This is a genomic window from Pelobacter propionicus DSM 2379 (genome assembly GCF_000015045.1).
GTDB lineage: Bacteria > Desulfobacterota > Desulfuromonadia > Geobacterales > Pseudopelobacteraceae > Pseudopelobacter > Pseudopelobacter propionicus.
This window is the reverse complement of the sequence record NC_008609.1, coordinates 2,780,940-2,806,249: the sequence shown is the minus strand read 5'-3', so window position 1 is coordinate 2,806,249 and position 25,310 is coordinate 2,780,940. Positions and strand designations below refer to the sequence as shown.

Genomic DNA, 25,310 nt, shown 5'->3' with positions numbered 1-25,310 from the left:
CATGACCAGTTCGCTCTGTTTCAACCTGACAACGCTTGCCTATATGGTATCCATGGTTGTGTTCTTCGTCTATCTGGCCACCAGGAACAGCGGCGTCGGCCTGGCCGGGAGCCTGCTGGCCTACGCCGGCCTGGGGGTCCAGACCGTTGCCATCGCCCTGCGCTGGAAAGAGTCCTACGACATCGGTTATGGACATGCCCCGCTTTCCAATCTCTACGAATCGGTGGTCTTCTTCTCCTGGACCATCATCCTGATCTACCTGTTCATCGATCTGAAGTACCGCCACCGCGTCATCGGCGCTTTCGTGGTTCCCTTTGCGCTGCTTGCCATGGCCTGGGCCCAGTTGGGGCTCAACAGCAGCATCGAGCCGCTGGTCCCCGCGTTGCAGAGCAACTGGCTCCTCTATCACGTGATCACCTGCTTCCTCGGCTATGCCGCCTTTGCCGTGGCGTGCGGTGTGTCCTGCATGTACCTGCTCAAGGCGCGCCATGAAATGAGCTCGTCTCTGGATGTGACGGCCGGCGGCCTGATGGGGCTCTTTCCTCCCACCCGTGTACTGGACGACTTGAACTACCGGGCCATCATGATCGGCTTCCCGCTGCTCACCATTGGCATCATAACCGGCGCCGCCTGGGCCAACTATGCCTGGGGCACCTACTGGAGCTGGGACCCCAAGGAGACCTGGTCGCTGATAGTCTGGTTTATTTATGCCGCCTTTCTGCATGCCCGTTTCACCAAGGGGTGGGTCGGCAAGCGGGCTGCCTGGCTTTCCATTGTCGGTTTCTGCGCCACCCTATTCTGCTACCTGGGGGTTAACCTGTTCCTCTCCGGCCTGCACAGCTATGGAGCGAACTGAATACACAACACCCTGTGAAGGCGCTACGACGCACCAGCAGACGACCAATTGACCATCCGCGGTAGGGGGATGGTCAATTGCTTTGGGAACGGATGACGACATTTTCAATTATCATACCGGTAAAGCCGGGCGGGACGGTCACGGCACTGAACGCGCTCAAGGTGCTTGAGTACCCCGTGGAGCTGTTCGAGATCCTGGTGGCCGAGGGGACTTGCCCCAGTCGGCAGCGCAACCTGGCAGCCCGCAAGGCACGGGGGGATCTGCTCTACTTCCTGGATGACGACTCCCGCCCTATCCCGGATGCCCTTTGGCGCTGCGCCGACGCGTTTAGCGCATCTGACGTGGCGGTCGTGGGCGGCCCTTCCCTGACGCCGGCCGGCGACAGCCGTCTGCAACGCCTCTTCGGGGCTGTCCTCTCATCGCTTTTTGGCGCCGGCGCCATGCGCAACCGTTACCGCGCCACGGGCTTGCTGCGCCGGACAACGGAGAAGGAGCTGATCCTGTGCAACCTGGCTTTCCGTCGCGATCTGTTTCTCGGGGCTGACGGTTTCGACGAGCGGCTTTATCCCAACGAGGAGAACGAGCTTCTGGACAGGATCGCAGCCTCCGGCCATGCCCTGCTGCACGATCCGGCCATGGCGGTGGAGCGCAGCCAGCGTCCCACGCTGGCTGCCTTCATGCGCCAGATGTTTGGCTACGGCAGGGGGAGGGCGCAGCAGACCCTGCTGGCCGGGCCCGGATCAGTGGTCAGTTTCGCGCCGCTTCTCTTTGTCTGTTACCTGCTGCTGCTGCCGCTTCTGCCCGCCTCTCCGCTCTGGAGCCTACCCCTCCTTGCCTATGCCATCCTAGTGGTCGGTTTCACCGTCGTGGCGGCCATGGCCTCCGGCGTGGCGGAGAGCCTTCTGCTGCTGGGGCTCTTTCCGGTCATGCACTGCTGTAACGGCGCCGGACTCTTGTGGGGATTCGCGGGAGGAAGGCCGGAGCAGCCCAAGGGCGGCCAGGTAACGGTCAGGCAGGTAAAAGGTTTCGAGCAGGAAGTCTGGTGATGGTGAACGCTTGCGCCGGGGCGATGGTTGCGCTGCACCAATCTCCGCGAAACGGCGCACAGGCCGGCAGGAAGGAATCCTGCCAGGGAGCATGATGTGGATTTCAGTATTGTAGTGCCTATCTATAACGAACAGGAAAACATCGACGAACTCTATGGCGCCATCGTGGGTGCGCTGGATCCCGTCGATGCCTGCTTTGAAATCATCATGGTGGACGACGGTTCCCGGGATGGATCCTTTGATGCGCTGAAGCGTCTGGCGTCCGGGGATGAACGCCTCAAGGTGATCAGGTTTCGCCGCAACTTCGGCCAGACCGCGGCCATGGCCGCCGGTTTCGACGCAGCCAGCGGCGACATCATCATCCCCATGGATGGCGATCTGCAGAACGATCCATCGGACATACCACGTCTGATCGCAAAACTCCACGAGGGGTACGATGTGGTCTCCGGCTGGCGCAACGAACGCAAGGATACCTTCATCACCCGCAAGATTCCGTCAGTCCTGGCAAATGCCCTGATCTCGTTCTTTACCGGCGTACATCTCCACGATTACGGCTGCACCCTGAAGGCCTACCGCCGCGAGGTGCTGGACGGCATCAGCCTGTACGGCGAGATGCACCGCTTCGTGCCTGCCCTGGCGTCCCAGGTGGGGGCCAGGGTCACCGAACTTCCGGTCAGGCACCATCCCCGCCGTCACGGAGTGAGCAAATACGGTATCTCGCGCACCGTGCGGGTGATCCTGGACCTGATGACGGTCAAGTTTCTGCTGGCCTACTCCACCAAGCCGATCCAGCTGTTCGGCAAGTGGGGGCTGTACACCCTCATGGCCGGGTTTCTGAGCGGCGCCATGACCATCTACATGAAGCTGTTCGAACATCTCAGCATGAACAGAAACCCGCTGCTGATCCTGACCGCCTTCCTTGTGTTCATGGGGGTGCAGTTCATCGTGCTGGGGCTGTTGGGAGAGGTCAACGCCCGCACCTACTACGAAGCCCAGGGCAAGCCGATTTATGTGGTCAGGGAGAAGATCAACCTGGGGGCTGAGTGAGGGGTGAGGAGTGATGGGTAAGACCTATTCCGGGGGGCGGGTTCCCCCGGGCGTTGTTGTCGAAGAAACGGCTTGCCGGACGGATACGGCTGACCAGGCTTCCGGCGAGGCTCAACCCATGCCTGACGCTCTCTCCTCTGGTCTTCGCTCCTCGAACCCTGAAAAGCGAGCCTTGAGCCTTGAATCTCGAACCCCGCTGCGCATCCTCATGCTGGCGCCCACCCCCTATTTCGCCGATCGCGGCTGCCATGTCAGGATTTTTGAGGAGGCGCGGACGCTGATCCGCCAGGGGTGCGATGTGCGCATCCTCACCTACCACATCGGCAGGGACATGGACGGCATCCCCACCGAGCGCATCCCCAACATCCCCTGGTACCGCCGTCTCAGCGCCGGCCCCTCCTGGCAGAAGCCGCTGCTGGATATTCTGCTGCTGTTCAAGGCGCTCTCCGTTGCCCGCTCCTTCAGGCCCCGAATCCTGCACGCCCATCTGCACGAGGGGGCCTGCATCGCCTTGGCTCTCAGGCCGCTATTGGGCATCCCGCTGGTCATGGACTTCCAGGGGAGTCTCACCACCGAATGTCGCGATCACGGTTTCTTCAGGGCAGGTTCCCTGCTGGAACGGCTCTTTGCTGTCGTGGAGCGGACCGTAAACCGCTGCGCCGATGCCATCATCACCAGCTCCACCCAGGGCGCTGATCAGTTGGTTAAGGAATGGGGCGTGCCTGCCCAACGGGTCTCGGCGGTGATCGATGGCGTGGATACGGAGCGTTTCTATCCCCATTCACGTCGGGAGGCCCGGCGCAGGCTGGGCATTGACGAGACGATACCATTGGTGGTGTACCTGGGGGTGCTTAACAGCTATCAGGGGGTGGACCTGCTGCTGGAGTCCGCAAGGATTCTCAAGGGACGCGGCGCCAATGTCCGCTTCCTGATCATGGGCTATCCCGAAGAGGTGTACCGCGAGCAGGCCCGGAGCATGGGGCTGGACGACATGCTGACCTTCACCGGCCGGATCGACTACGATCAGGCTGCGCTGTACTTGAGTGCGGGTGATCTGGCCGTCTCCCCCAAGTTGTCGCTCAGCGAGGCCAACGGCAAGTTGTTCAACTACATGGCCTGCGGTCTGCCGACCCTGGTGTTCGATACGCCGGTCAACCGCGAGATTCTGGCCGACAGCGGGGTCTATGCCGCGCATGGCGATGCCGCGGACCTGGCGTGGAAGATGGCGGAGCTTTTGGGCGACGGCCGGCGCCTCTCCCAACTCTCCCGTGCGGTGCGCGACCGGGCGCTGCGGGAGCACTCCTGGAACAGCAGGGGGGCTGCAATCCTGCGGTTGTATCAACGCCTGCTGGAGCCTTTTGCTGCCACCGGTGGACGGGCCGGTTGTCAGGTAAAAAGAAAAAGTAGGGGAATGAAAAAATAGCCTGAAAAAGTGTTGACAACAAGGCCGGGTTTTGATAGAAAACACAAGCTTTCGCGCGGGAATAACTCAGTGGTAGAGTGCAACCTTGCCAAGGTTGAAGTCGCGGGTTCGAATCCCGTTTCCCGCTCCAAGAAAATTAGGGGGTTAGGCCTTATGGCTTGACCCCTTTCTTTTTGTGTGCAACCTCTCGTGCAACCTCCAGCCTTGCTAACACCATGCAACCCTCCTGTCTGCGTCGTGTCTCCTGTACTCCCCAATGCTGTAACTCTCTTGCTGCTCCATGGCTATAATCGGAGTCTTTGCGGGTGCCCTTATTCCCCTTGGCCTTGTTTGTGTCGTGCTGGTGCTCTGTATGTGCCCTGTGTGGGGCTTTGGTGCGTGACACGGGTCTTTGTGTGCTTTGCTGGTCTGGGCCGCTCATACGGGCTGTGGGTGCGTTCACGGGCGCGTCAGTGCAGGCGCGGCTCTGTCTCCTTCGTGAGCCCGGTAGGCCGGTGAATAGGGACCACTTATAGATGAACAAATTTGTGCCGCCGTGAATGCTGATGAACGTCGATACGCATTCGGGTGAGTGAGGGAGACAGCATGATAATGAAACGGCAGGATGTGGTTCGGGCAACAGGGCTGTGTTACACGACGATCTACAACATGGAGAAGGCGGGGCAGTTTCCAGCTCGGAGGCAGTTGGCTGCTGGTCGGGTAGGGTGGCTGCGTACGGAGGTGCAAGCTTGGGCTGATGGGTTGTTAGCTGTAGTACGCTAATCTCGGATGAATGGGTCGGGCCTCTTCTTGGTAGGAGAGGCTTGATCCTGCTGAGCTGACGAATGTTGTGAGCTGCCTGATGCTGCACAAGGATGTTCATACTTCGTATGTCTCGCTTGTTCCCCTACGCATTACGTTACAGAGCTGAGCTTGTTGTTTGTGCGGACAGGTATAGCTGTCCTTGGTCTGTCCAACTTCTTTGTTGCACGGAATCAATACAGACCACTTATAGAATCAGATACCCGCGTATCTATTGCCAACAGGACAAGAGCACTACAACGTGCAAGACTTTGACTTACCCATGTGCACACCAGCATGTAACCGCATGATGCACGATGTAACCACACCATGCACAACATAAGCATAGATGCATACTTTATATAACACACAACACAGTAATCTTATAACATAACATACGGTATGAACCTAAACAGGTATGTGTACGCAATGCACATAATATAGCCGTTATATATTATAAGCACTCAAGATTTTAATGCAGCACATTCAACGTTATGCATTATGATTGTTACTCGTGCTCAGCATAAGATAACATGATTTAAAATATATCCAGTAACATAAACAGCTAACATTATGAGCAAACAAATGTAGCCAGATTACAAAAACAGTTGATAAGGAGCTTGGTGGCATCTGCTGTAATATGTAAGTTGAAGCTCATGGTGCAAAATAGCTCGACTGTATAACTGTATACCGTGATAGGCTTGTACGTCTGTTAAGTGTCTGCTGTCTTTTACGTGGTTATATGGCTTCATTGGTATTGAATTAGTGTGGCAGTCTGTTGTTATCTATTCTCCGATATATACAACTCCGTTGCTTAGAATGGTCTTGTGGCTAACGCTGATCTTCCGCCTACCTGTCTAGTGGTGGTTGTCGTATTTGTTCCGATCTTGCAGGCACGCTGAATCTTTTCTTTGTTACCAATAGGGCATGCCTCCGTGATAGGTGTGGTGTATGTCGTCAAGACCTATCATATAAATTGACATATGGATTTTGATAGTATATTATCACAACGTCTTAAGCGTTATTGATAGGAGAATGATATGGCTGTAATCGGGTATGCAAGGGTCAGTACTCAAGAACAGGACTTGGCCGTTCAGTTAGAGCAGCTCCGGGCCGCTGGTGTCGACAAGGTGTACCAAGAGAAGGCAAGCGGAGCGGATGCTGATAGACCGGAGCTTGCAGCGATGCTGGATTATGTCCGGGAAGGTGACACGGTGGTGGTTTGTAAGCTCGACAGAATCGCTAGGAGCACAAAACATCTACTGAGCATCACTGAGGATCTGGAAGAGAGGCACGTTGCCTTTAAGGTGCTCAACATTCAGCTTGATACCACCACATCCACTGGGAAACTTATGTTAACCATGCTTGGTGCAATAGCGACCTTCGAGCGTGAGATGATGCTAGAGCGACAAAGGGAAGGCATACGGGCTGCTAAGGAAGCAGGGAAGTACAAGGGTAGGAAGGCAACTGCAATGGCGCAGTCCGAGAAGGTCATGGAGTTGATCGGGCAAGGTATGACCAAACAAGCTATTGCTGATGAACTGAAGATCGGGGTTGCTAGCGTCTATAGGATCATGAAAGAGTGTAAAGAGAAATAGTATAATTAGATCAATGCGTGTTGATTATGTTTATCTTGATAGTCTCCCCAATTGATTTCTGCCATTAGTCTGACGCTCTCGTGCTCTTTGTTATCAAGAATTTAATTAAAGCTACCGACCGCAGCACTTTTTGAATTTTTTCCCGCTACCGCAGGAGCATGGTTTGTTCCGATCTCTGCCTCGCATCAATGGTGGCTGGATCACTGGTGAGTTAGTGAGCATCACCTTTGCTTGTTTCATAAATAGGCGTGGTGATTTTCCAGGGAACCACTTACTCAATAAGAAGGTATCAGCAGCCGAAGCGATAGCACCAGTGATGGGCTCTATTGCACCTAACCCTGCTGTGGTTGCAAATCGGAGGATCTTCGTAGGTACTGAATCGACTAAACCAGGTTTACCAATTGTCTCTATATACCTACGGACAGTCTCTTCCTCTGTTGCACTTGGTGCTCCAAGGGCGAACCAGTCTCTTAAAGCTTGTGCATGCTTGGAATTGCGAAGGTCGAGTAGTTGCGTTGGAGAAATTTGCTTTGCAGCAAATGCTGCACCGAGGTCAGGCACACCGCTAATTTTCTGGATCTGAGCGAATGCTTGATTGCCCTCTGGTGAATAACCTAGTCGTTGTCCCTTTGCGAGAAGGACATTTAGTGTGTCGGCATCGCCAGTTATTTCAGTCGATTCGACATGACCTCCGATACTAAGCAAGAAGTTCTCAAAAACAACTCGTAGCACAGCCCGTATTTCGCGTGAAGAGTTCGGTTCAGGTGGTACGTGGGGGTTGAACACCACCATTTGATCAGGCCTGATATCACGCAAGGCATCCAATGATCGACCAGAGTTTCGGAGCGAAAGGAAGTCCCTAAGGTGTGGGCTACCCAATACGTCCTTGTATGATTCGTCCCTGAGTCCTTCAGTAATAACCGGTGTAGGAAGCTGTACAACATTGTCCAGTAATAGGTTTTTGATCTCTGCTTTACGTTCAGCTGTGGATGGAAGGTTTGAAGCTGACAACATGTCAGTGATTGCTAAGTCAAGTGGCTTAAAGAAGGCTGTTGCGATATTTGGAGTGCTTGTGGGGTGATTGGGGCCATCTGATATCTGGAAATAAACTAAGCCTTCACCGTTTCCTGCATAGCCGAACCATTGGTCAAACCTGGCGAAGACTATGCTCCTCGTTCGGACAAGCTCATCGAATGCTGCTTCGCCCACCATGAGGCGAAGGACCGGAAGTATTTGAAGATTTCCTGTGGGAATGACGATCTGGTCGTAAAGGAGAAGGTAGTTAGCCAGTCTGGCCCAGTACTCACTGGTTGCAATCATGTGATCTGATGCTCGTTCCAAGTGCTGTAACATAGGCCAGATGCCAAAATCAGTGGCTAGAACTCGACGCATAGATAGTGTTTGCCTCTAAAGATGTAACTTGTTATTAACTAAATTTGGTCATCTTCCTGTTTTGGATGCTTAGGTTGTGAGCATTAAAAGCCAGAACATACTTCCTTCTTTTAGTGGTACGGGTCTTGTGGATGCAAGGAGTTGCCACTCTAGATCAAGCTGTTGCGTTAGGCAAGACTTATATTGTGTGGATCTAATTCTGCTGTAAGGGCTGGGTGGTTGTGTTATGGGTGTGAATCTCGTGATTTATTAAAAAGACTCCAATTTGTTCCGTATTTGGCTCCTGTGGTTATGGAGCGCAAAAGCCATGGCTATCCCTGCCCCTGTGCTCGATATGGTCTCATGGGGCACGTGGTGGCCTCGGCCCTCAGGGGTATGCTCTGAAATCCCCCTGAAATGCACTCGGTAAGCAGAGTCTATGATGCAAGCGGGTCTCTAGGAGTCTGTCGGGCTTGACCTCAGGGGCGCCCTCTTTTGTGGCCAAGCCGATTAAAAAAGTTCCGTATGTGTTCGTCTTCCCACCGGCAACCTGGTTAATTCAGCCCTTTCAGCGATGACTGCGGTTATTACAGGCTGATTTTCGCTATTTCTCATTCTATCCGGCCAAGACATGCAGCCGTTTGATGTTGTAGGCCATGCAGACGAGGTTCCATTCGCCTTTTACTGCTTCAAAGCCACGAAGAAGAAAGCTTCTGAATCCCATGACCGCCTTGATGATGCCGAAGACCGGTTCCGAGGTGACTTTTCGCTGGGCGTAGATCGCCTTGCCGGAAGGTGTCTTCAGGCGATGCTTCATTCTGGCCACGGAATCGGCATCTTCGGGTAACGGCGGCGGTTCGGCAAAGCGCTCCATCAGTGGCACGTTGTGACTCTGCCGGTCTACGGCAATGTAGGGAGTTATCCCGTTCTCCTCACAGGCAGTTACATTGGTTTCGCTGAAGTAGCCACTGTCAGCTACCAGATCGGTTGCCTTGCCAAGCTTCTCAGGCAGCGCCGCCAGGTTCTCCAGGGTCGGTGTCAGCTCCTGTTTGTCATTGGGATTCTGGGTAACATGGGCCGAAACGATGAGCTTTGATGCTGTATCCACACCGGCCTGGGCGTTGTAAGTCTGCTCGAATCCGCCACCGGAGGTCGGCATGATCCGCGACTCTTCATCGGTCAGATTGACCTGATCTTTGGCAGTGGGGCCGGATTTGGGCGGTTTCGGCTCTTTCCCCTTGGCCTTCTTGCCCGTTGCCTGCTCCTTCTTGGCCCGTTCGGCGACTTTCTTCTCATAAGCGGCCTGTTCACGAGCATGGCGCTCAGCGGCTCGTTTTTCGATCTCGACCTTGGCTGCGGCAATGGCGGAAAGACGCTTTTCCCGACGTTCCAGTTCTTCGGGGATGTTCATGCCGTCCGGAATATCGGCACGGTCCGCTGCCTCGGCCTTTTTGAGCAGTTCGCCAACCTCAGCCTTGATCTGCTCTTCAAGCTTGCAGGCATGCTCATAGCTCAGCGCCTTGTGCTTGGAGGCGTTCGCCTTGATTTTGCTGCCATCCAAACTAACGTTGCCCAGTTTCAGCACCTCCATCTGATGAGCGATCAGCAGAATCTGGGCAAACAGCTTGTTCAGTTGCGGCAGAAAACGCCGGCGGAAGGTGGCAATGGTATCGTGGTCAGGATGACTGTTTGCCGCTATGAACCGGAATGCCACGGAGTCGTAGGTGCTGCGCTCAAGCTTCCGGCTGGAGAATACGCCTGTCGCATAACCGTAAAACAACAATGCTACCAGCATCTCAGGGTTATAGGGCTGCGAGCCTCGGCCGGCATAGGTAGCTTTCAAAGAGCGCAGGTCGAGCTGTTCGACAATTTCGACCACAAACCGGGCCAAGTGCTTTTCTGGTAGCCAATCCTGCAGCGATGGCGGGAGCAGATAGGGTGTTTCCCGGTCAACTTCAATAAACTTTGATTTCATAGTCAACCCCGATACCTAACCAGTTGATATTACCGGACAAATATACGGGATACACCAAGAAAACGCAAGCTAAAGCTGACGACTTATTCAATAAATACAGCAGGTTAACCAATTGAAAACGCCCTGGAGATGACGGCTGAATGCGTTAAGCCCGACAGACTCCTAGCTGGAACTGTTCGGATCATCGCTTCCCGTTCATCGTCGATCTCCCACACTCAGATAGTTTGAATAATGCAGAAAAGATTGCTGTTTTGTCGGTATTTTTTACAGTCTGAATTGACTCCGTTGAAGTAGGTTGGTAATAAGTTGTTTCCAGCGAGTTATATGAGATTGATGCAGGTGGAGAAGTGAAAGCAGTAAAAATGTTGTCGATTTATTTTACAATGACTAGCCAGTTTGTTGCTTCTTTGTGTGTTTTCTAGCGGAATATTAGGTTGTTGGTTTTTGGCACTGGTTATGCATGGTATTTGTAAAGTCCGGCAATGCATTATAAAGGAGATTGGTTCATGAAAAAGATATTGATTACATTGCTAACGAGTGTGTTCATGGCTGGAATGGTGAGTATGGCACATTCATCTTCATGCTTGAACTCTGATATGCAACTGAATGGATTTGCTGCTGATGCGTGCAGTGGACCGAATTCCGGAAACGATTCCGCAGGTGGGCTGAATGACTTAGGGTACTCCGACTCGCTTTTTCGGGGCAACGAATTTACTTTTGTCGCAAAAGACGAAACGCTTAATGGTCAAGCTTCCTCTATAGGTGAGTTGGATGGCATTTACTTTTCTTTGCGTTCAACAGGTGGGACTTCGGGAACGTGGTACCTGACATGGAGTGGTGCATCACTTCCTGCAACCGTAGATTTGGTGGCCGTTCTCAAAGGATCAAGTAGTTGGAGCGCCTATTTGTTTGACAATGAACTGCTCAATGCAACTGGGTCAAACGGCACCGGCGATAGTTGGGCAATTACCTTCACAAACAATGGTGGGCAGATACCAGATCTGTCCCATTTAACACTCTACGCGCGCGATGTTGAACAGACCCCTGTCCCCGAACCGGGCACCATGGTCCTCCTGGGGGCCGGCATGCTGGGCCTGGCCATCTTCGGCAAACGACGCATGAACAGGGAATAAACGGTTATAGTCCGGTTGAATGGAATCCAATATGGCGATGCGGAGAGCATCGCCATATTTTTTTGTCGATAAAATTTACATTCTCAGCCCTTCCCTCCGCTTTTTCCTCCCTCTCCCAAAAAATGTCTCGGAAACGGGGCTTACCTGTCGGGAAACCTGCATCATTGCTGCGAACTCATTTGTCGAACCAGTTCCCCGTGAGAATGCCCCTCATGACGGTGGCCAATCCCTTCCTTGCAAAGCCGCCGTTGCATGGTAGTCTGGGAACATCGTTACCATCCTGCAATTAATTGCCGCGTCAGGGATATGGTGCCATGAAGATCACACTCGTCTTCCCGCCATTCTACCTCCAGTCGCTCTACAACCTCCCGCCACTGGGGCTGCTCAACCTTGCCACCCTGCTCAGGGAGGGGGGGCATCAGGTCGATGTCCTGGATCTTGTCCTCGCCCTCCGCCTGAAGACGCTTAACCCCAGCTCCGCCATCTACGAAGACGCCGCCCGCATGATCCTGCGCCATGATCCCGACCTGGTGGGCTTTTCCGTGCAGTGCGCCACCTTTCCGGCTGTCGTCCAGATCGCCCAACGGCTGAAGAAGGCCAGGCCGGAGATACGGATCGTTGCTGGCGGCCATGACGTGACGTTCGTCGCCGAACGGACCTTGGAACGCTTTCCCTGGATCGACGCGGTGGTCAGGGGGGAGGGGGAGTTGAGCCTGTCGGAACTGGTCTCTGCCTGGGCCGTGAGAGAGGAGGGGGAGGGGATCGAGGGAATCAGCTGGCGCCGGGGAACCGAGGTGATCCGCAACCCGGACCGGCAGTTGATCAGCGACCTGGACGTGCTCCCGCTCCCGGACTACGGCTTCGTGCCCGACCTTGAAACCTACCGTGACGCCTGCGGGATTCCCCGCGCCATAGCCATCCTGGAGGTGGGGAGGGGATGCCCCCATGCCTGCGTCTACTGCTCCGAATCAATCATGTGGCGGCGGCGCACGCGCACCTTCTCCATCCCCCGCATCACCCATGAGATGCGCCGCCTGCGGGAGCGCTACGGCGCCCAGTGCTTCCTGCTGGCCTACGACCAGTTCACCGCAGACCGGCGCTTCGTGGAGGAGTTCTGCCGACGGGTCCTGGAGGAGGGGCTGAACGACACCCCCTGGTACTGCATCTCCCGGCTCGACTCCATGGATGTGGAACTGCTGCGGCTGATGCGGGAGGCGGGGTGCGAGTCCATGTGCTACGGCATCGACTCGGGGTCGCGGCGCACCCTGGCATTCATCGGCAAGCAGATCGATGAAACCATCCTCTACCAGCGGGTCAGGGAGACCACGGATGAGGGAATGGTGCCGACGCTCAGCTTCGTGATAGGTTTCCCCGAGGAACAGCGGGAGGATGTGGACCAGACCCTCTTTCTGGCGCTCAGGGCCGGAATCCAGGGGAACTGCAACCCGCTGATCCAGCTCCCCACGGTGCTCCCCGGCACCGAGTTGCACCGGCGCTACGTGGATTGTCTGGTGCGCGAGGCTGACAGCTACTTCTCCCTCGGCCTGGAATTCCATGACGCCCGGCGCCTGGAAGAGGATTCCCGGCTGATCGAGTCAGACCCGTTCCTGTTCAGCGGATTTTACAATCTCCCCTGCGCCGGTCTCGGGCTGGACGAACTGGACCGCCTGTCCCGCTTTTTCCCGCTGCTCGTCAACCTGTACCCCAAGACGTTTCTGCTCCTGGCCATGGCGCTGGGGGAGCCGCCCAGCCGGCTTTTTTCCCGCCTGCTGGGTTATGTCGCCGTCGCGGAGGCGCGGACGGTCCTCTCCCTCACCCCCGAGGAGTGCCGTTGCCATGTTCCCTCTTTCTGCGGCAAAGCGCTTGCCGAGGCCCGTGTCGACGGCTCCTGGTGCCATCTGCCCGAAATCGTCCTCTACGAAACCCAGTCCCTGGAGACGGCCATCGTCCCGCTGAACCGGGCGACCGCCACCGCCGACCTCTGCCGCCTGGCGGAGCTGCTTCCCCGGCGGGACAGGGGCGTTGTGGTCAGGGAATTTTCCCACAACCTGCCCGGCATCGTCGACGACCTGAAGGAGGGGATCTTCCGGGAGAGCTATCCCCAGGAGCCGACGCTGCTGGTCTTCTCCGCCGGGGAGAACGGGGTGGAGGTGACCCAGATCAACGAGTTCGGCCGGGATCTGCTGGAACTGTGCGACGGTTCGGCCCGGCTGGAGGAGATCGCCCGCGACCTGTACCAACGCTACGGCTCCGGCATGGGGAGCGAAGGCTTCATGGACGAGTGTCGGGAAGCGATGGAGACGCTCAGGGAGATGGATCTGGTGCGGCTGCCGTCATAGCGGGGTTCGCATCGCAAAAGATGTCGTTGCATTTCCCCGAATCCTTCAGGGAGTCGGGTTTCGTCATGGGAAGGAGGTGATTCTATGCTGAAGGTCAGGAAGGTTGAGAAGAGAACAATGTCCGCCGCCGGTTGCCATGGCCCATCCTGCCATGCCCCGGCCTGTCATGCGCCAGCCTGTCACGCACCGGCATGCCATGCCCCTGCCTGATGAGCGCCAGAGCGGGCGGGCGGATCGATATTCCGGTCCGCCCGCCCTTTTTTTGCCCGACCTCTTCCCGCAGGAGGAAACGAAGGCGATGAACAAATGAAACGTTGCGACCCAAAGCGGCCTTGGCCGGTTATCGATGCCCATGTTGACCTGCTCCACCACCTCATGGCCAGGCATCCGAACACCCGTCTTGTTGATCTGCCCCATGCCTGGGTCAGCATTCCCCGGCTCCGGGAGGGGGAGGTGCGGGTGATGGTTTCCGCCTTCTACTGTCCCGACAGCCACAACGGCCCTGTCACGGCATCCGCCCACCTTCGCTCTCTGCTGGAGTATGCCGACACCTACCTTGATGGGCTGGCTCCGATCAGGACTCCACGGGAACTTGCGGCATGCTGGCGGGGAGAAGATGCGTCGGGTTGCCTCAGGCTCCTGGAAAACGGGGATGCGCTGCTGGAGTTCCCCGTGGAGGAACTGAAACGGCGCGGCTTCAGTGTGGTCGGTCTGACCCACGGGGGGCGCAACAGACTGGCCGATGGCAACGGTGTGGAGCATCCGGAAGGCTTGACCCCGGCAGGACGGGAGCTGCTGCGGGAGCTGGAGCGCCTGGGGTTTGCCATTGACACGGCCCATCTGTCGGAGCCCGCCTTTCGGGATGTGGTCGAACAGTTCGGTGGCCCGCTGATCTGCAGTCATGGCGGGCTGCGCTCATTCTTCCGCATTCCGCGCAACCTGTCGGCTGAACAGGTGAGAACCATCCTCTCCCGTGGCGGCGTTGTCGGTATCGCCGCTGCCCCGGAGATCCTCTCCCCTGACGGACGGGCCGACATCAGGACCGTCTTTGCCCAGATCGATCGGCTGGTCCAGCGCAACGGGGCCGAGGCTGTTGGCATCGGCTCGGATTTCGGCGGTTTTGATTCGGTATGCGACGGGTTGGAGGACCACTCCCGCCTGCCGCGGCTGGGGGAGATGCTGGAGCGGGCCGGTTACGGCGAGGAGGCGGTGGCGGGGATCATGGGGGGCAACTGGTTCCGTTTTTTTCGACGTCTGCTCACCGATTCTTCGGTGGACGGAAGGCATTTCCCCGTAGGCTCCTGCCTGGATGGGGTGCCGTCAGGGAGAGCTTTTGTCTGATGCGGTCATCTTTTGGGGAGAGCGCCGTCAGGGGAGTCGGAAGACGGGACAGGAGGGAACGCCACAGTGAATGACCTTGTTGAACGTGCCAGAGCCCATGCGGTGCAGAATCATGCCCGCATCAATCAGCGCCTCAAGTACATCTTGCAGCCCTATGATGTCCATCTCAAGGCGGTTGCCGATCTGGTGGCGTCGGTCACCGATGACCCTGAAACCATAGCTTCTGCCTGGCTTCATGACACGCTGGAGGATACACCGGCCACCTTCGAGGATATCAGCCGTGATTTCGGGCCCGGCGTTGCCTGTCTGGTCACGGAGCTGACCGACGTCAGTAAGCCCAGTGACGGCAACCGCGCGGCGCGAAAGGAGATCGACCGCCGGCATCTGGCACTGGCCTCCCCACGGGCCAAGACCGTCAAGCTTGCCGACCTGATAGTCAACAGCCAGGATATCTGCAAGCATGACGAGCGCTTCGGCCGGGTCTACATCGTGGAGATGATGGCCCTGCTGGCCGTACTGCACGAGGGGGATGCCATCCTGTACGAGCGGGCCGGGCGGGTCGTGGAAAAATGCGCCCGCACACTGGGGGTGGTCGAAAGCTCATCCCTGTCTGAACAATCCGACGGGATCGAGTCTTCGCCCCAGGAGGTCGAGCTGTTCAGCCGCTATCGGGGGATTCGCCTGTTAATCGAGGCCTTCACGGCCCGGGATATCTTTGAACCGCTGCTCTCCTTTGATGGGGGGGGCGATCCGGAGGGCATGCGACAGGCCTGTGGTCGGCACAACTGCTCGGTGGTCGGTATTCGAGAAGAAGGTTCAATCGTCGGCTACCTCCTGTCGGACGACCTGCACCCCGGCTCCCCTGTTCCGGTGGCGCACCCCATATTGCCGCAGCAGACCGTGCAGCTTGAGGATTCCCTCTCCGACGTGATCCATGTCCTGAGCAGTTTCTCCTACTGCTTCGTCCTGCTGGATGGCAGCATTATCGGCGTGGTCGGCCGGCCTAACGTCGAAAAGCCGGTGGTGCGCATGTGGCTGTTCGGGATGATCATTCTCGTGGAGATGGCCGTTGTGGAGAGCATCCGCAGGCACCTTCCCGACGGAGCGTGGCAGGAGTTTGTCAGCGAGGGGCGCCTGAATAAGGCGCGGCAGTTGCTTGAAGAGCGGACGAGACGCAAGCTGGGAGGTGATCTGCTGGACTGCCTCCAGTTTTCGGACAAGATGGCGGTGGCCATGCTGCGCGTTGCTACATTCAAAGAATCCGGCTTTGCGTCCGCAGCGGCGACGAAGAAAGTCATCAAGGAGCTGGAATCGCTCCGCAACAACCTTGCCCACGGGCAGGATATTACCCGTAACGACTGGCCGCAGATCGTTCGCATGACCAGACGGCTGCATATGCTCTTGAAACGCTGATGCGTGCAGTCGGCGCCGTAGCCTCTCGGAAACGCGCAGTCGATGGCATGTAGCTGAAATTGGTCCACGCCGGTGCGTTCCTCGCCAGCGTGCCGCTCAATCAAGAAGCTCTCTCCCGCCTGTCCTCCCTCTCACGGTACGATGTTCACCACCGTCCCCACCCTGATCCTGCGGGCCAGTTCCAGTCCGTCCCTGTTGTGCATGACGAAGCAGCCGCCCGTCACCCGCCGGCCCACCCGCCTGGGGTTGTTGTTGCCATGGATGCGGTAGATGGCCCCTTTCCATGTGCGGTGGGACAGGGATATCTTGAACGGCCCCATGTAGTTCAGGGGGTGGCCGGGCGGGACCGCGCGAGGGAGGCTGATGCCCCGTTCCCGAAATACCTGGCGGGAGTAGGCGGTGGGGTGCCACCAGGGGTCAAACTGGATGGCGGTCACCCTGCCTGGGCCGAGGGGATAGGTTGTGAGTCCTCTCATGGCGCTGCCCACCCGGTATTGTGCGACGGGGAACATTTTCCCGGTACCATGCCGCTCGTAGAGGGTCAGCAGGGTGCGGCTGATGCTTATCTCAATGATATAGGGTGCGGCGGGGCGGGAAGCGGCGGGATCCTGGCTTGTTTGTTGATCCGTGGGGGCAGCTTCCGCGGCCAGGCCGGAAGCTGCCAGAAGAATCGAAACGATCAGGGCGGCAAGGTGGGGGGCTGCGTTCATAGCGTATGCATGGGGCTGGAAAACGGCCGGTCTCGGGTCATGGGATCATTCGCTCCCCTTTGAAAGCATGAGCCGCGCACCTTCAGAGCCTGTCCCGCCCGAGCAACACCATCAGCTCGTTGCCGTCGGCCATGATGACCAGCAAGCTGTCGCTGCCGCGCACCCTGACCTCCTTCACCCCCGGCAGTGTCTTCAGGTACGCGGCGGTGCGTTCCGTTGCCGCCTTGCGATCTCCCCCATGGGTGTCCAGGAATTCCCCGAAGCTGCTCTCGGCCTTGCGCGCCACCGTTTCCGGTGACAGGTTGCCGGCGGATTCCTCCCCTGTTCCGGATCCGGCCGAGCATGCCGAGGCGATCAACAGAACGATTGCCAACGATACGGAGCTCACTCTCTTCATGGCGCATCTCCCGGAAAACGAGGGCAGGGGGCTTGACGCGCCCCCTGCCCGCTGCTGGTCGGAATCTACTTCTTCAGAGTAACGCTGCCGCTGTCGGGCAGCCGGTCCCTGCCGGTCATGTCATAGAGCCATACCTTGACCTGGCTCGCGGTCCCGTAGGAGGTGTTCCAGGGAACGCTGATGCTGTAGCTGTTGCCGCTGATGCTGGGAGTGCCGCTGTGCACCTTGTTCGTGAACAGTCCGGGTGATGTCTGCTTGTAGACGTCGAAGCTGCCCGGACGGCACTTTACCAGCACCTCGGCCGCCGCGGTTCCGCCGGTGTCGGCATAGAAGAAGAACTCGTCAAAGGAGGGAGCACCGTAGAAGGTGATGGTGGAGTAGAGTCGGGAGCCGTCGGATACCAGCCTGATCAGCTTGAAATCCCGGGCGTCGATCACGCTAGTCTCGTTGGGATCGGATTTCCAGACAGCCAGCTGGCACCTGCCCCTACTGTTGGGGAAGGCCACCAGTTCGGGGGGGCGGCATCCTGTGGCATAGACGGCGGCTACCGCGTCGCCCACCGATGCCTGTTCCTTCATCTTCTGGAAGAAGAGGTCGGTGCCGTTGTCGCCACAGTTGAAGGAGACCGACTCGTTCCAGCCGAGCCAGACCGATGCGCCGTGATTGGTCGTCCAGGTCGGCATGCCCGGCAGCGCGCCGGGGTCGGCGCCATGGCAGCTCTCCAGGAAGAATATGGTGGAGGGGAATGCCTTGTTGTTCCAGTAGCTGGAGCTGAAGCTGCCGGTGATGATGTAGCCGAACTGGGTCGCGCCGGCGGCGTGGTTGTATGCGCTGGCGCGAACGGTTCCGGTATAGCCACTGTTGGCCGGGGGATAGCTGGTGTACCAGGGGCGGACCAGGAAGCCGAAGTCGCCGCCCATGTCGCCGCCGTGTCCGCGCATGAGGACGACGCCGTACTCGCCGTCATCGATCAGTGCTGCATTGGCCAGGTTGGCGTTGTTGTTCAGCTTGGTGGTCACCGTGTAGCCCAGGGATTCCAGGTCCGATTTGACCTGGGTCCAGATCTTCGGCGATACCACGTTTGCGTCGTCTTCCAGGCAGTCGAAGATCAGCGCCTTGTTGCTCTTGGGAGCGCAGGGGAGCAGACGCTGCAGTACGTCACGATTGACCTCGCGCTCGGGGATGATCACCTGGGGCACCGGTTTCAGGACATCCTGCTGCGCTTGCGCGATTGTTATGGTGTCAGCCGAGCCGAGCCGATCCTCTCCCAGCAGCATGAGCAGTTCGTTGCCGTCCTTGAAGTGGACCATGAGGTTGTTGCCCCGTAACTGCTTAACCTCTTTGACCTCGGCCTGGCGCAGCAGAAAGGCCTTCTGTTGCGTTACCGCGTCGGCTATCTTCATCTTCCGTTCCTTGACCAGGCGATGCAGGTCCGTGTGAACCGTGCCTGCGAGCTGGGTGATCCTGGCCGTATCCGCGCCCCATACCGTGCCTGCCCAGACAAACAGCAGGCCACACACCATTCCATACATTCTGGCAGCCATCATTCCTTCCTCCTTGTGATTGTCGACAGGACCGCTCCTGCCGTGCGAGAAACCTCCGTCCTGTGGGTGACACCGCCCGAAGGTACGGATACAACCTGAAGCGGGTTCGGCGGATGGAGCGATACCCCCTCCAAAAAACAAGCCGGGGCCGACTCCCTGCAACAGGTATTTCGGCGACCCGGCTGTCTTCTGGAGACCCTGTGGGCTTTCCGTCCCATCCTCGCGGATGGTTTAGTAGTATCGATTACCGGAATTGTATATGTCTGTTGCTTTGTGGACTGCTTCAGCGGCTTGTGATGGCCCCTGATTCGCTGCTGGTGAAGTATTGGCTATTAAATGTTTTTATATGGAGTAGTGTAACGTTTGTTTCTTGCAAAGCAAGAGGTGCGGCAGTAGTTCCGCGGGGAAGGGCGTGTGGGGCACGGTGCGTGCCCCACAGGGCAGTGGGGATGGATCTGGTAGAACGCAGTGAGTTCAGCGCCGGGGGGAGTAGTGGCGCTTGAGCCAGCGGCTGAGGCCGTCCAGGCCGGGGAAGAGCACCCGCTCGTTGATGTTGGCCTGGTCCAGCTTGTCGCGCACCTCCCACTTCAGAGCCGCCGGAATGACGATCTTGCGGGCGATGCCGGGGTGGGTGCAGAGCCAGTCGTCCAGCACCAGGCGCGGGTCGGACATGACCGAACAGAAGGCGTACTGGTTGACGATGCGGTCGTCAATGGAGGGGGGCTCGAAGAAGATCAGCACCTTCTCGCTGTCTAGGGTATCCAGTTCGTGCAGGGAGTTGACCACGTCCGACAACAATTCAACGGTCAGCACGTTGGCTCCCTCCTGCTCCACCCATTCCCGCAGGCGCCGGGGGAGGCGTTCGTGGGCCTTTACGTAGTTCACCGACCAGATGGCGCCGTCGCGGTCGAATTTCTCCAGGTCGCCCGTGGCGAAGTGCATGGCCACGAAGGGGGAGTAGGTCCAGTCCATCACCCGCGTTGGCAGGCCGTAATGCTGGGCAACGGAGAGCCAGTGCCAGAGGGAGTCCGCTTCCACCACGTTGCGGTGGGCGTACTTCTTGAAATTGCGCAGCATGTGCCGCTCCAGCTCGGCAAAGGGACCTCCCATGCGCATCAGGGTCGTCTCCAGGCGGTAACTGCTGTCGGAAAGGCCGCGGAAGGCCACCCGTGACCGGAAGCGCCGCAGATCCTCGTTCCATGAATCGGCAAACAGTTCGTGCTGGAGGTGATCCCATGATTCGGCGACAACGGTTTCCACATGCATGTCTATGATCTCCCATGGTTTTTTTGTGATTGAAGCCGGGCGCTGCCCGGTCCGGCGCACAACGATAGCAGCATCAGCGCCCCGTGGCAAGACGGGAGGGCGGGCAGATCCTCTGAATCGTCGGCGCCTCAGGAAACGCGTCGGCAGCCCGGCCCGCTTAAGGTGCTGCGCCCGCCGTTGCCGGCCTCAACCTGGATGCGGGCGCCGATGCGCTCCTTCAGCGCCGGCACGTGGGAGATGATGCCGATCAGCTTCCCCTCCTGCTGCAGACCGGCCAGGGTTTCCAGGGCCGTCTCCAGGGCGTCCTCGTCCAGGGTGCCGAACCCCTCGTCCAGGAACAGCGAATCAACCCGCACGTTGCGGCTGGCCATTCTGGACAGCCCCAGGGAGAGGGCCAGGCTGACGATGAAGCTCTCGCCGCCGGACAGGTTCTTGGTGGAGCGGATCTCGCCGGCCTGGTAGTTGTCGATCACGTTCAACTCCAGCGGTTCGGCTGTGTCGCGCACCAGTATGTAGCGGTCGCTCATCTTGCTCAACTGGCGGTTGGCATGGGCCACCATCAGCTCGAAGGTCAGCCCCTGGGCGAAGTTGCGGAACTTCTTGCCATCGCTGGATCCGATCAGGCTGCGCAGCAGCTCCCAGCGCTGGCACTCGTGTCCCTGCTGCCGAATCTCCTGCAGCCGGCTCTGGTGACGTTGCAGCTGTTCGGCATGCTGGCGCAGCTGCTGGTCGATCGCCCCCAGTTCCTTCTGGAGTTCACCCAACTGGGAGGCCAGGGCGGCATGCTCCTCATGGATCTGCTCCAGCGACTTGGCGGTCAGGTTCCGTTCAGTCTCCCTTCGCAGGGTTTCCTGGCGGTCCCGCAGGCGGGTCGTGATCGAGGTCTCATCCCTGGCCAGCTCATCGGCCCAGCGCGTCAGTTCATCGAAGCGCTCCTGGGGCAGGCAGGCGTGCAGATAGGCTGTCTCATCGGAAAAGCCCGATTCCTGAAGCTGCGCCAGGAAGGCCGCCTCCCGCCGAGAGATCTCTTCGCCACGGCGGTCGCGGGAGCTCGTCATCCTCTCGATCTGTTGCTTCAGGCCGCCGAGTTCGTCCTGGAGGCGGCTCTGTTCCCGCAGCGCCTGCTCGCGCCGCTTGTCGGCCTGACGCAGGGCATCGGCCAGCCGTTTCTCCTCTTTGTCCGGGTCGCGCTCGCCATAGCGCTCCAGCCGCTGCTCCACCAGCGCACCCCTGTGGGCAGTCATCTCCCGCAGCTGCTGTTCCCTGTCGCAAAGCGCCCGTTCCGTCTCCGCCAAAAGTGCCCGCTGCTTCTCCCCCTCGGCGGCGCACTCGGTTCGTCCCCTTTCCAGGAGATCCCTGGCCCGCAGGTGGCGGACATAGGCGTCGCGGCGGCCGGTCAGAGCGGCCAGGAGCTCGTCTCCCCCGGTCGGGGCAATCTCCGGGATACCGAAGGGCGCCAGCACTCTCCCCATCTCCTCCAGGACCCGGTCACGCTCGGCGCCCAGGGCGGCAACCTGCTGCTCCAGACGCATCCGCTCCGTCTGCGCCGATTCCCGCCCCAGCCGTGCGGACAGGCGGGCCTGGTCGCGCGCGGCCAGTTCCCCCTTGAGCCTTTCAACGAGTTCCCCTGCGCCGCGCTCATCACCTTCCTGGCGCTCCCCCTCCCTGATGACGGCCAGCCGCTCGGCCAGCCGTTCGCGGCAGGCCCGGGTCTCCCGATCGATGAGCAGCGTCCAAGCCTGGCCATCGGCGGCCTGATCCGCTTCCGGGCCGATCCCCAGTTCGTGGGAGGCGTTGTCGCGGATTGTCCGGTCATCCAGCAGGCGCGCTTCCAGCTCGCCCCGGTCCTGGCCGGCCCGCTGTAGGTCCTTCTGGACGGCGACCTGCTCCTGTCTGACACGGGAGAGCAGCTCCCCGGCTTTTCCACTCTCCTCAAGCGCCGTCTCCAGTTCCTGCCGCGCCTGGTCAGGCTGGGGAACAGTGCCGGCGGCGTAGGGGTGTCGGGTTGCGCCGCAGAGGGGGCAGGCTACGCCATCCACGAGCTGCTTGCGGTCCTCTTCCAGGCTGCGCACCCGGTTGAGCAGGAGTAGCTTGTCCTGTAGCTCGCGGACGATCCGCTCGCGCAACTGGCATTCCCCTGCCAGTGAACGCTCCCGGAGGATCAGCGCCTGTTGCCGCTGTTCCAGCTCGTGCTGCCGGCCCCTGAGTTCCGTCAGCCTGTGTCCGTTCTCTTCGATCCGTTCCAGCAGCTGCCCGATGCTTTCCAGACGGGTGAGGCGACCGGCCAGGAACTGTGTCTCATCGCGCCAGGCACTAAGCTCCCGCCCCTTCAGCAGGGCCTGGCGCTGCCCGCGGATCGTTGCGAGACGCTCTTCGGCCTCCGTGGCGGCAGTATGGGCCTTGTGCCACTGCTCCTCCGTCCGGGCGAAGGAGCGCGTGGCGTCCTCTAACACTGCTGCCTGCTGTTCCCGTGCTGCCCTGATCTCGTCATGCTGCCGCACGGTCGTCCCCAGGCCCTTGAGCTGCTGTTCGATGCCGGTCAGGGCTTCCACCAGGCCGGCATCGGCGTGCTGCTCTTCCAGGAAGGCCGCCACGTGCCGCAGCTCTTCCCCGCTCTCGGTCATGCGACGGTGGTACCCTTCCATGGCCAGGCGGTAACCGCTGGCCTGGCGGCGTGTGGCTTCCGTTTCCGCGGTCAGGTCCCGCAGCTGGGCCTGGAGTCCGCCGATTCTTAAGTCCAGCTCACGGGTCAGCCGGATCAGCTCCGCCTCTCGTTCCTGGGTCTGCCGTGCCTGAGCGCACCCGGCGTCGGCCCGTTCCAGCCCCTCGAAGGCTTCCTGCCATTGTGATTGGAGCCGGGGGAGCCGCTCCATCGCCGTCCGCAGCTCTGTCTGCTCCTCCTGCTGCTGGCTTCTCAGCAGTAGGAGATGGGCATGGTCGCCGCCCAGCTTCAGGGCGCGGCCGGCCAGGGCCAGTTTCTCCAGCTGCGGCGCGGCTGCCTCTCTGCGTTCTTGGAAGGCCTGTTGCTCGTTGTCCAGTTGCAGGAGTTCCTGCTGGAGGAGCGCTATCCGCTCCTGCCAGGCCAGAGTCTCGCGGATCGCCCCGGCCTCGGAGTTCAGGGTACTCTCCCTCTGCTTGCGCTCGGTTTTGGCCAGCAGCAGTTCCTGCTCCTCCTCGGGAGACAGCAGCCGGATGCCCTCCAGTTCGGCGCGCATCTCGGTCAGGCGGTTGCGCTCTTCCGTTGTGCGCTCATGTACCTTGATGGAGATGCGGCTGTAGATGGCGGTTCCGGTGATCTGCTCCAGGATCGGGGCGCGCTCGTCAGGGCGGGCCTGCAGGAAGGCGGCGAATCCTCCCTGGGCCAGCAGCATGGAGCGGGTGAATCGGTCGAAATCCATGCCGGTGACCTCCTCGACCCGGGTTGCCACCCCCTTCAGCCTGGATTCCAGGATCTTGCCGCTCTCGGCCTCGGCGATCTCGTGGCGCGGCTGCTGCAGCTGACCGTCCGGCCGCCTGCGTGAGCGGTGCTGGCTCCAGTGGCAGCGGAAGCGGCCATGGCCGGTTTCGAATTCCACCTCGGCGGAGCAGTCGCCGCTCTGGCGGGACATGATCTCGTTTTCGCCCTGGGTGATTCTGCCCAGGCGGGGGGTCTGGCCGTAGAGGGCCAGGCAGATGGCGTCCAGGATGGTCGTCTTGCCTGCGCCGGTGGGGCCGGTGATGGCGAAGATGCCGCTGGAGACGTAGGCCGGATGGGTCAGGTCCAGATCCCAGTCGCCGGCCAGGGAGTTCAGGTTGCGGAAGCTGAGGCGCAGAATTTTCATGGGGCCCCCCTGCTGTCGTCCTCGTGCAGCGCGGCCATGGTCTCGGCGAAGAGTGCGGCCAGGTCGGGGCGCTGTTCGTCTGGCACCCCATGGGCGTCCAGGCAGCGGGCGAACACGTCGTCCACGCTCAGGTCGTCCAGGGTCTCCTCGGTTGCCATGGCGCTCAGGGCCTGATCCACCAAGCGCATGTTCCTGGTGCGCAGGATCTCCAGGGATGTCCCCTCCACAAGCTCACGCAGCCGCTCCTGCAGGTCGCCCACGATCTCGCCCCCTTCGTAGACGACCTCCAGCCAGATGGCGGCGGACTCCCGCTTCAGCTCCTGGATCCGCCGGCTGATGTGATCCCAGTCCCCGCGCAGCGTGGCCAGCTGCTGAAAACAGGGGACTGGGAGCTCATCCACCCTGAGCCCCGCTGCGTCCAGTTCGACAGCCAGGACCAGCTTGCGCTGATTTGCCTCGCCGAAGCTCATGGGCAGGGGGGAGCCGCAGTAGCGCCGAGTGCTCGAACCATTCACCCGCTGGGCCACATGCAGGTGGCCCAGGGCCAGGTAGCGAAAACTGTCGGGTAAAAGATCGCTGGTCACCTGACCCAGGTTCCCCACATACAGTTCGCGCACGCCGTCCCCCTCCAGGGTTGTGCCGCCGCTGGTGAAGAGGTGCCCCATGGCGACGATGGGGATGTTGCCCCCCAGCCGGGCGTTCAGGGCAGCGGCAGCGTCGGCCACCCGGCAATAGTGGTCGGCGATGCCCTCCACCAGCTTGCGCCCCTTGTCCTCGAAGGTCTCTCCCGCCTCGGCCCTGCGGATGTCCCGGTCGCGCAGGTAGGGGACGGCGCAGACGATCAGGCCGGGCTGGCCGTCCTCCTGTTTCACCACAACCAGCTCGTCCTCGACCGTCTCGGTCATGCAGCCGACCACATGCACGTCCAGGTGGCGCAACAGTTCGCGGGGGGCATTGAGGAGCGAGGGGGAGTCGTGGTTGCCGGCCGTGACCACCACCTGCCGGCAGCCAGCGCCGGCCGCGCGGCAGAGGAAGCGGTAGTACAACTCCAGCGCCCGGTTGCTGGGGGTGCCGTTGTCGAACACGTCTCCCGCCACCAGCAACGCCTCGATCTGCTCGCTCTGGATGCAGGTTGTCAGCCAGTCGAGAAAGAGCTCGAACTCTTCGTAGCGTTTGCGGCCGTACAGGGCGCGGCCGATGTGCCAGTCCGATGTGTGCAGGATTTTCATGGTCGGTTCTTTCCGGGAAGA

Annotated in this window: 18 protein-coding genes, 1 tRNA gene and 1 riboswitch; of the genes, 11 read left to right on the top strand and 8 right to left on the bottom strand. The window is 59.5% G+C overall.

Annotated features, from left to right (window positions below; genetic code table 11):
* The first annotated feature begins 1 nt into the window (after nucleotide 1).
* The 7 genes from ccsB to PPRO_RS12745 all read left to right on the top strand — a co-directional run bounded on the left by ccsB (nucleotide 2) and on the right by PPRO_RS12745 (nucleotide 6,750).
* Nucleotides 2-856, top strand: a complete 855-nt coding sequence (gene ccsB, locus PPRO_RS12770) for a c-type cytochrome biogenesis protein CcsB (protein ID WP_011736445.1) — start codon at nucleotides 2-4, stop codon at nucleotides 854-856.
* Between the two features lie 92 nt (nucleotides 857-948).
* Entirely contained in the window at nucleotides 949-1,902 is a 954-nt protein-coding gene (locus PPRO_RS12765) for a glycosyltransferase (protein WP_011736444.1), read from the top strand.
* A 96-nt stretch (nucleotides 1,903-1,998) separates the two neighbouring features.
* Nucleotides 1,999-2,949 (top strand): glycosyltransferase family 2 protein, encoded by a 951-nt coding sequence (locus PPRO_RS12760; RefSeq protein WP_011736443.1) that lies wholly within the window; start codon nucleotides 1,999-2,001, stop codon nucleotides 2,947-2,949.
* 208 nt (nucleotides 2,950-3,157) lie between these two features.
* Nucleotides 3,158-4,372, top strand: coding sequence for a glycosyltransferase family 4 protein (locus PPRO_RS12755; RefSeq protein WP_083761330.1), 1,215 nt, complete (start codon nucleotides 3,158-3,160; stop codon nucleotides 4,370-4,372).
* Between the two features lie 55 nt (nucleotides 4,373-4,427).
* Nucleotides 4,428-4,502 (top strand) — tRNA-Gly (locus PPRO_RS12750).
* A gap of 455 nt (nucleotides 4,503-4,957) precedes the next feature.
* Nucleotides 4,958-5,134: a helix-turn-helix transcriptional regulator gene (locus PPRO_RS21890; RefSeq protein WP_083761254.1), complete on the top strand. Its 177-nt coding sequence runs from the start codon at nucleotides 4,958-4,960 to the stop codon at nucleotides 5,132-5,134.
* A gap of 1,058 nt (nucleotides 5,135-6,192) precedes the next feature.
* Nucleotides 6,193-6,750, top strand: a complete 558-nt coding sequence (locus PPRO_RS12745; protein WP_011736440.1) for a recombinase family protein — start codon at nucleotides 6,193-6,195, stop codon at nucleotides 6,748-6,750.
* A 111-nt stretch (nucleotides 6,751-6,861) separates the two neighbouring features.
* Here PPRO_RS12745 and PPRO_RS12740 read toward each other — a convergent pair whose 3' ends face one another.
* Together PPRO_RS12740 and PPRO_RS12735 are read right to left on the bottom strand one after the other, a co-directional pair.
* Entirely contained in the window at nucleotides 6,862-8,070 is a 1,209-nt protein-coding gene (locus tag PPRO_RS12740) for an SEC-C metal-binding domain-containing protein (RefSeq protein ID WP_198138273.1), read from the bottom strand.
* Nucleotides 8,071-8,737: 667 nt separating this feature from the next.
* Nucleotides 8,738-10,096 carry an IS1182 family transposase gene (locus PPRO_RS12735; RefSeq protein WP_011733975.1) on the bottom strand — a complete coding sequence of 453 codons (1,359 nt, stop codon included), beginning with the start codon at nucleotides 10,094-10,096 and terminating at the stop codon, nucleotides 8,738-8,740.
* Between the two features lie 506 nt (nucleotides 10,097-10,602).
* On the opposite strand from PPRO_RS12735, the gene PPRO_RS21525 reads away from it, so the two are divergent.
* The 4 genes from PPRO_RS21525 (at nucleotide 10,603) to PPRO_RS12715 (ending at nucleotide 16,322) form a co-directional block, all read left to right on the top strand.
* Nucleotides 10,603-11,229, top strand: coding sequence for a PEP-CTERM sorting domain-containing protein (locus tag PPRO_RS21525; RefSeq protein WP_011736438.1), 627 nt, complete (start codon nucleotides 10,603-10,605; stop codon nucleotides 11,227-11,229).
* A 314-nt stretch (nucleotides 11,230-11,543) separates the two neighbouring features.
* Entirely contained in the window at nucleotides 11,544-13,568 is a 2,025-nt protein-coding gene (locus PPRO_RS12725) for a B12-binding domain-containing radical SAM protein (RefSeq protein WP_011736436.1), read from the top strand.
* 306 nt (nucleotides 13,569-13,874) lie between these two features.
* Nucleotides 13,875-14,909, top strand: coding sequence for a dipeptidase (locus PPRO_RS12720; protein WP_011736435.1), 1,035 nt, complete (start codon nucleotides 13,875-13,877; stop codon nucleotides 14,907-14,909).
* Between the two features lie 66 nt (nucleotides 14,910-14,975).
* Nucleotides 14,976-16,322 (top strand): HD domain-containing protein, encoded by a 1,347-nt coding sequence (locus PPRO_RS12715; protein ID WP_011736434.1) that lies wholly within the window; start codon nucleotides 14,976-14,978, stop codon nucleotides 16,320-16,322.
* 131 nt (nucleotides 16,323-16,453) lie between these two features.
* On the opposite strand, the gene PPRO_RS12710 is transcribed toward PPRO_RS12715, so the two are convergent.
* The 6 genes from PPRO_RS12710 to PPRO_RS12685 all read right to left on the bottom strand — a co-directional run bounded on the left by PPRO_RS12710 (nucleotide 16,454) and on the right by PPRO_RS12685 (nucleotide 25,289).
* Complete coding sequence (locus PPRO_RS12710) at nucleotides 16,454-17,032, bottom strand: L,D-transpeptidase (RefSeq protein WP_011736433.1); 579 nt, start codon at nucleotides 17,030-17,032, stop codon at nucleotides 16,454-16,456.
* An 82-nt stretch (nucleotides 17,033-17,114) separates the two neighbouring features.
* Nucleotides 17,115-17,429, bottom strand: coding sequence for a hypothetical protein (locus tag PPRO_RS12705; RefSeq protein WP_011736432.1), 315 nt, complete (start codon nucleotides 17,427-17,429; stop codon nucleotides 17,115-17,117).
* A gap of 65 nt (nucleotides 17,430-17,494) precedes the next feature.
* Nucleotides 17,495-18,976 carry a hypothetical protein gene (locus PPRO_RS12700; protein WP_011736431.1) on the bottom strand — a complete coding sequence of 494 codons (1,482 nt, stop codon included), beginning with the start codon at nucleotides 18,974-18,976 and terminating at the stop codon, nucleotides 17,495-17,497.
* A 166-nt stretch (nucleotides 18,977-19,142) separates the two neighbouring features.
* Nucleotides 19,143-19,219, bottom strand: a riboswitch (cyclic di-GMP riboswitch).
* Between the two features lie 228 nt (nucleotides 19,220-19,447).
* Complete coding sequence (locus PPRO_RS12695) at nucleotides 19,448-20,239, bottom strand: FRG domain-containing protein (protein WP_011736430.1); 792 nt, start codon at nucleotides 20,237-20,239, stop codon at nucleotides 19,448-19,450.
* Nucleotides 20,240-20,367: 128 nt separating this feature from the next.
* Complete coding sequence (locus tag PPRO_RS12690) at nucleotides 20,368-24,060, bottom strand: AAA family ATPase (RefSeq protein ID WP_011736429.1); 3,693 nt, start codon at nucleotides 24,058-24,060, stop codon at nucleotides 20,368-20,370.
* On the bottom strand, nucleotides 24,057-25,289 hold the full coding sequence (locus tag PPRO_RS12685; protein ID WP_011736428.1) for an exonuclease SbcCD subunit D C-terminal domain-containing protein: 1,233 nt from the start codon (nucleotides 25,287-25,289) through the stop codon (nucleotides 24,057-24,059). The genes PPRO_RS12690 and PPRO_RS12685 overlap by 4 nt, the downstream gene beginning before the upstream one ends.
* Nucleotides 25,290-25,310 lie beyond the last annotated feature (21 nt).

Bases quoted from the DNA above. Each gene is read 5' to 3' on its own strand.
- PPRO_RS12695 (WP_011736430.1), bottom strand. From the start codon at position 20,239: ATGCATGTGGAAACCGTTGTCGCCGAATCATGGGATCACCTCCAGCAC.
- PPRO_RS12720 (WP_011736435.1), top strand. From the start codon at position 13,875: ATGAAACGTTGCGACCCAAAGCGGCCTTGGCCGGTTATCGATGCCCAT.
- PPRO_RS21525 (WP_011736438.1), top strand. From the start codon at position 10,603: ATGAAAAAGATATTGATTACATTGCTAACGAGTGTGTTCATGGCTGGA.
- PPRO_RS12690 (WP_011736429.1), bottom strand. From the start codon at position 24,060: ATGAAAATTCTGCGCCTCAGCTTCCGCAACCTGAACTCCCTGGCCGGC.
- PPRO_RS21890 (WP_083761254.1), top strand. From the start codon at position 4,958: ATGATAATGAAACGGCAGGATGTGGTTCGGGCAACAGGGCTGTGTTAC.
- PPRO_RS12710 (WP_011736433.1), bottom strand. From the start codon at position 17,032: ATGAACGCAGCCCCCCACCTTGCCGCCCTGATCGTTTCGATTCTTCTG.
- PPRO_RS12705 (WP_011736432.1), bottom strand. From the start codon at position 17,429: ATGAAGAGAGTGAGCTCCGTATCGTTGGCAATCGTTCTGTTGATCGCC.
- ccsB (WP_011736445.1), top strand. From the start codon at position 2: ATGACCAGTTCGCTCTGTTTCAACCTGACAACGCTTGCCTATATGGTA.
- PPRO_RS12725 (WP_011736436.1), top strand. From the start codon at position 11,544: ATGAAGATCACACTCGTCTTCCCGCCATTCTACCTCCAGTCGCTCTAC.
- PPRO_RS12765 (WP_011736444.1), top strand. From the start codon at position 949: ATGACGACATTTTCAATTATCATACCGGTAAAGCCGGGCGGGACGGTC.
- PPRO_RS12740 (WP_198138273.1), bottom strand. From the start codon at position 8,070: ATGATTGCAACCAGTGAGTACTGGGCCAGACTGGCTAACTACCTTCTC.
- PPRO_RS12745 (WP_011736440.1), top strand. From the start codon at position 6,193: ATGGCTGTAATCGGGTATGCAAGGGTCAGTACTCAAGAACAGGACTTG.
- PPRO_RS12685 (WP_011736428.1), bottom strand. From the start codon at position 25,289: ATGAAAATCCTGCACACATCGGACTGGCACATCGGCCGCGCCCTGTAC.
- PPRO_RS12755 (WP_083761330.1), top strand. From the start codon at position 3,158: ATGCTGGCGCCCACCCCCTATTTCGCCGATCGCGGCTGCCATGTCAGG.
- PPRO_RS12700 (WP_011736431.1), bottom strand. From the start codon at position 18,976: ATGATGGCTGCCAGAATGTATGGAATGGTGTGTGGCCTGCTGTTTGTC.
- PPRO_RS12735 (WP_011733975.1), bottom strand. From the start codon at position 10,096: ATGAAATCAAAGTTTATTGAAGTTGACCGGGAAACACCCTATCTGCTC.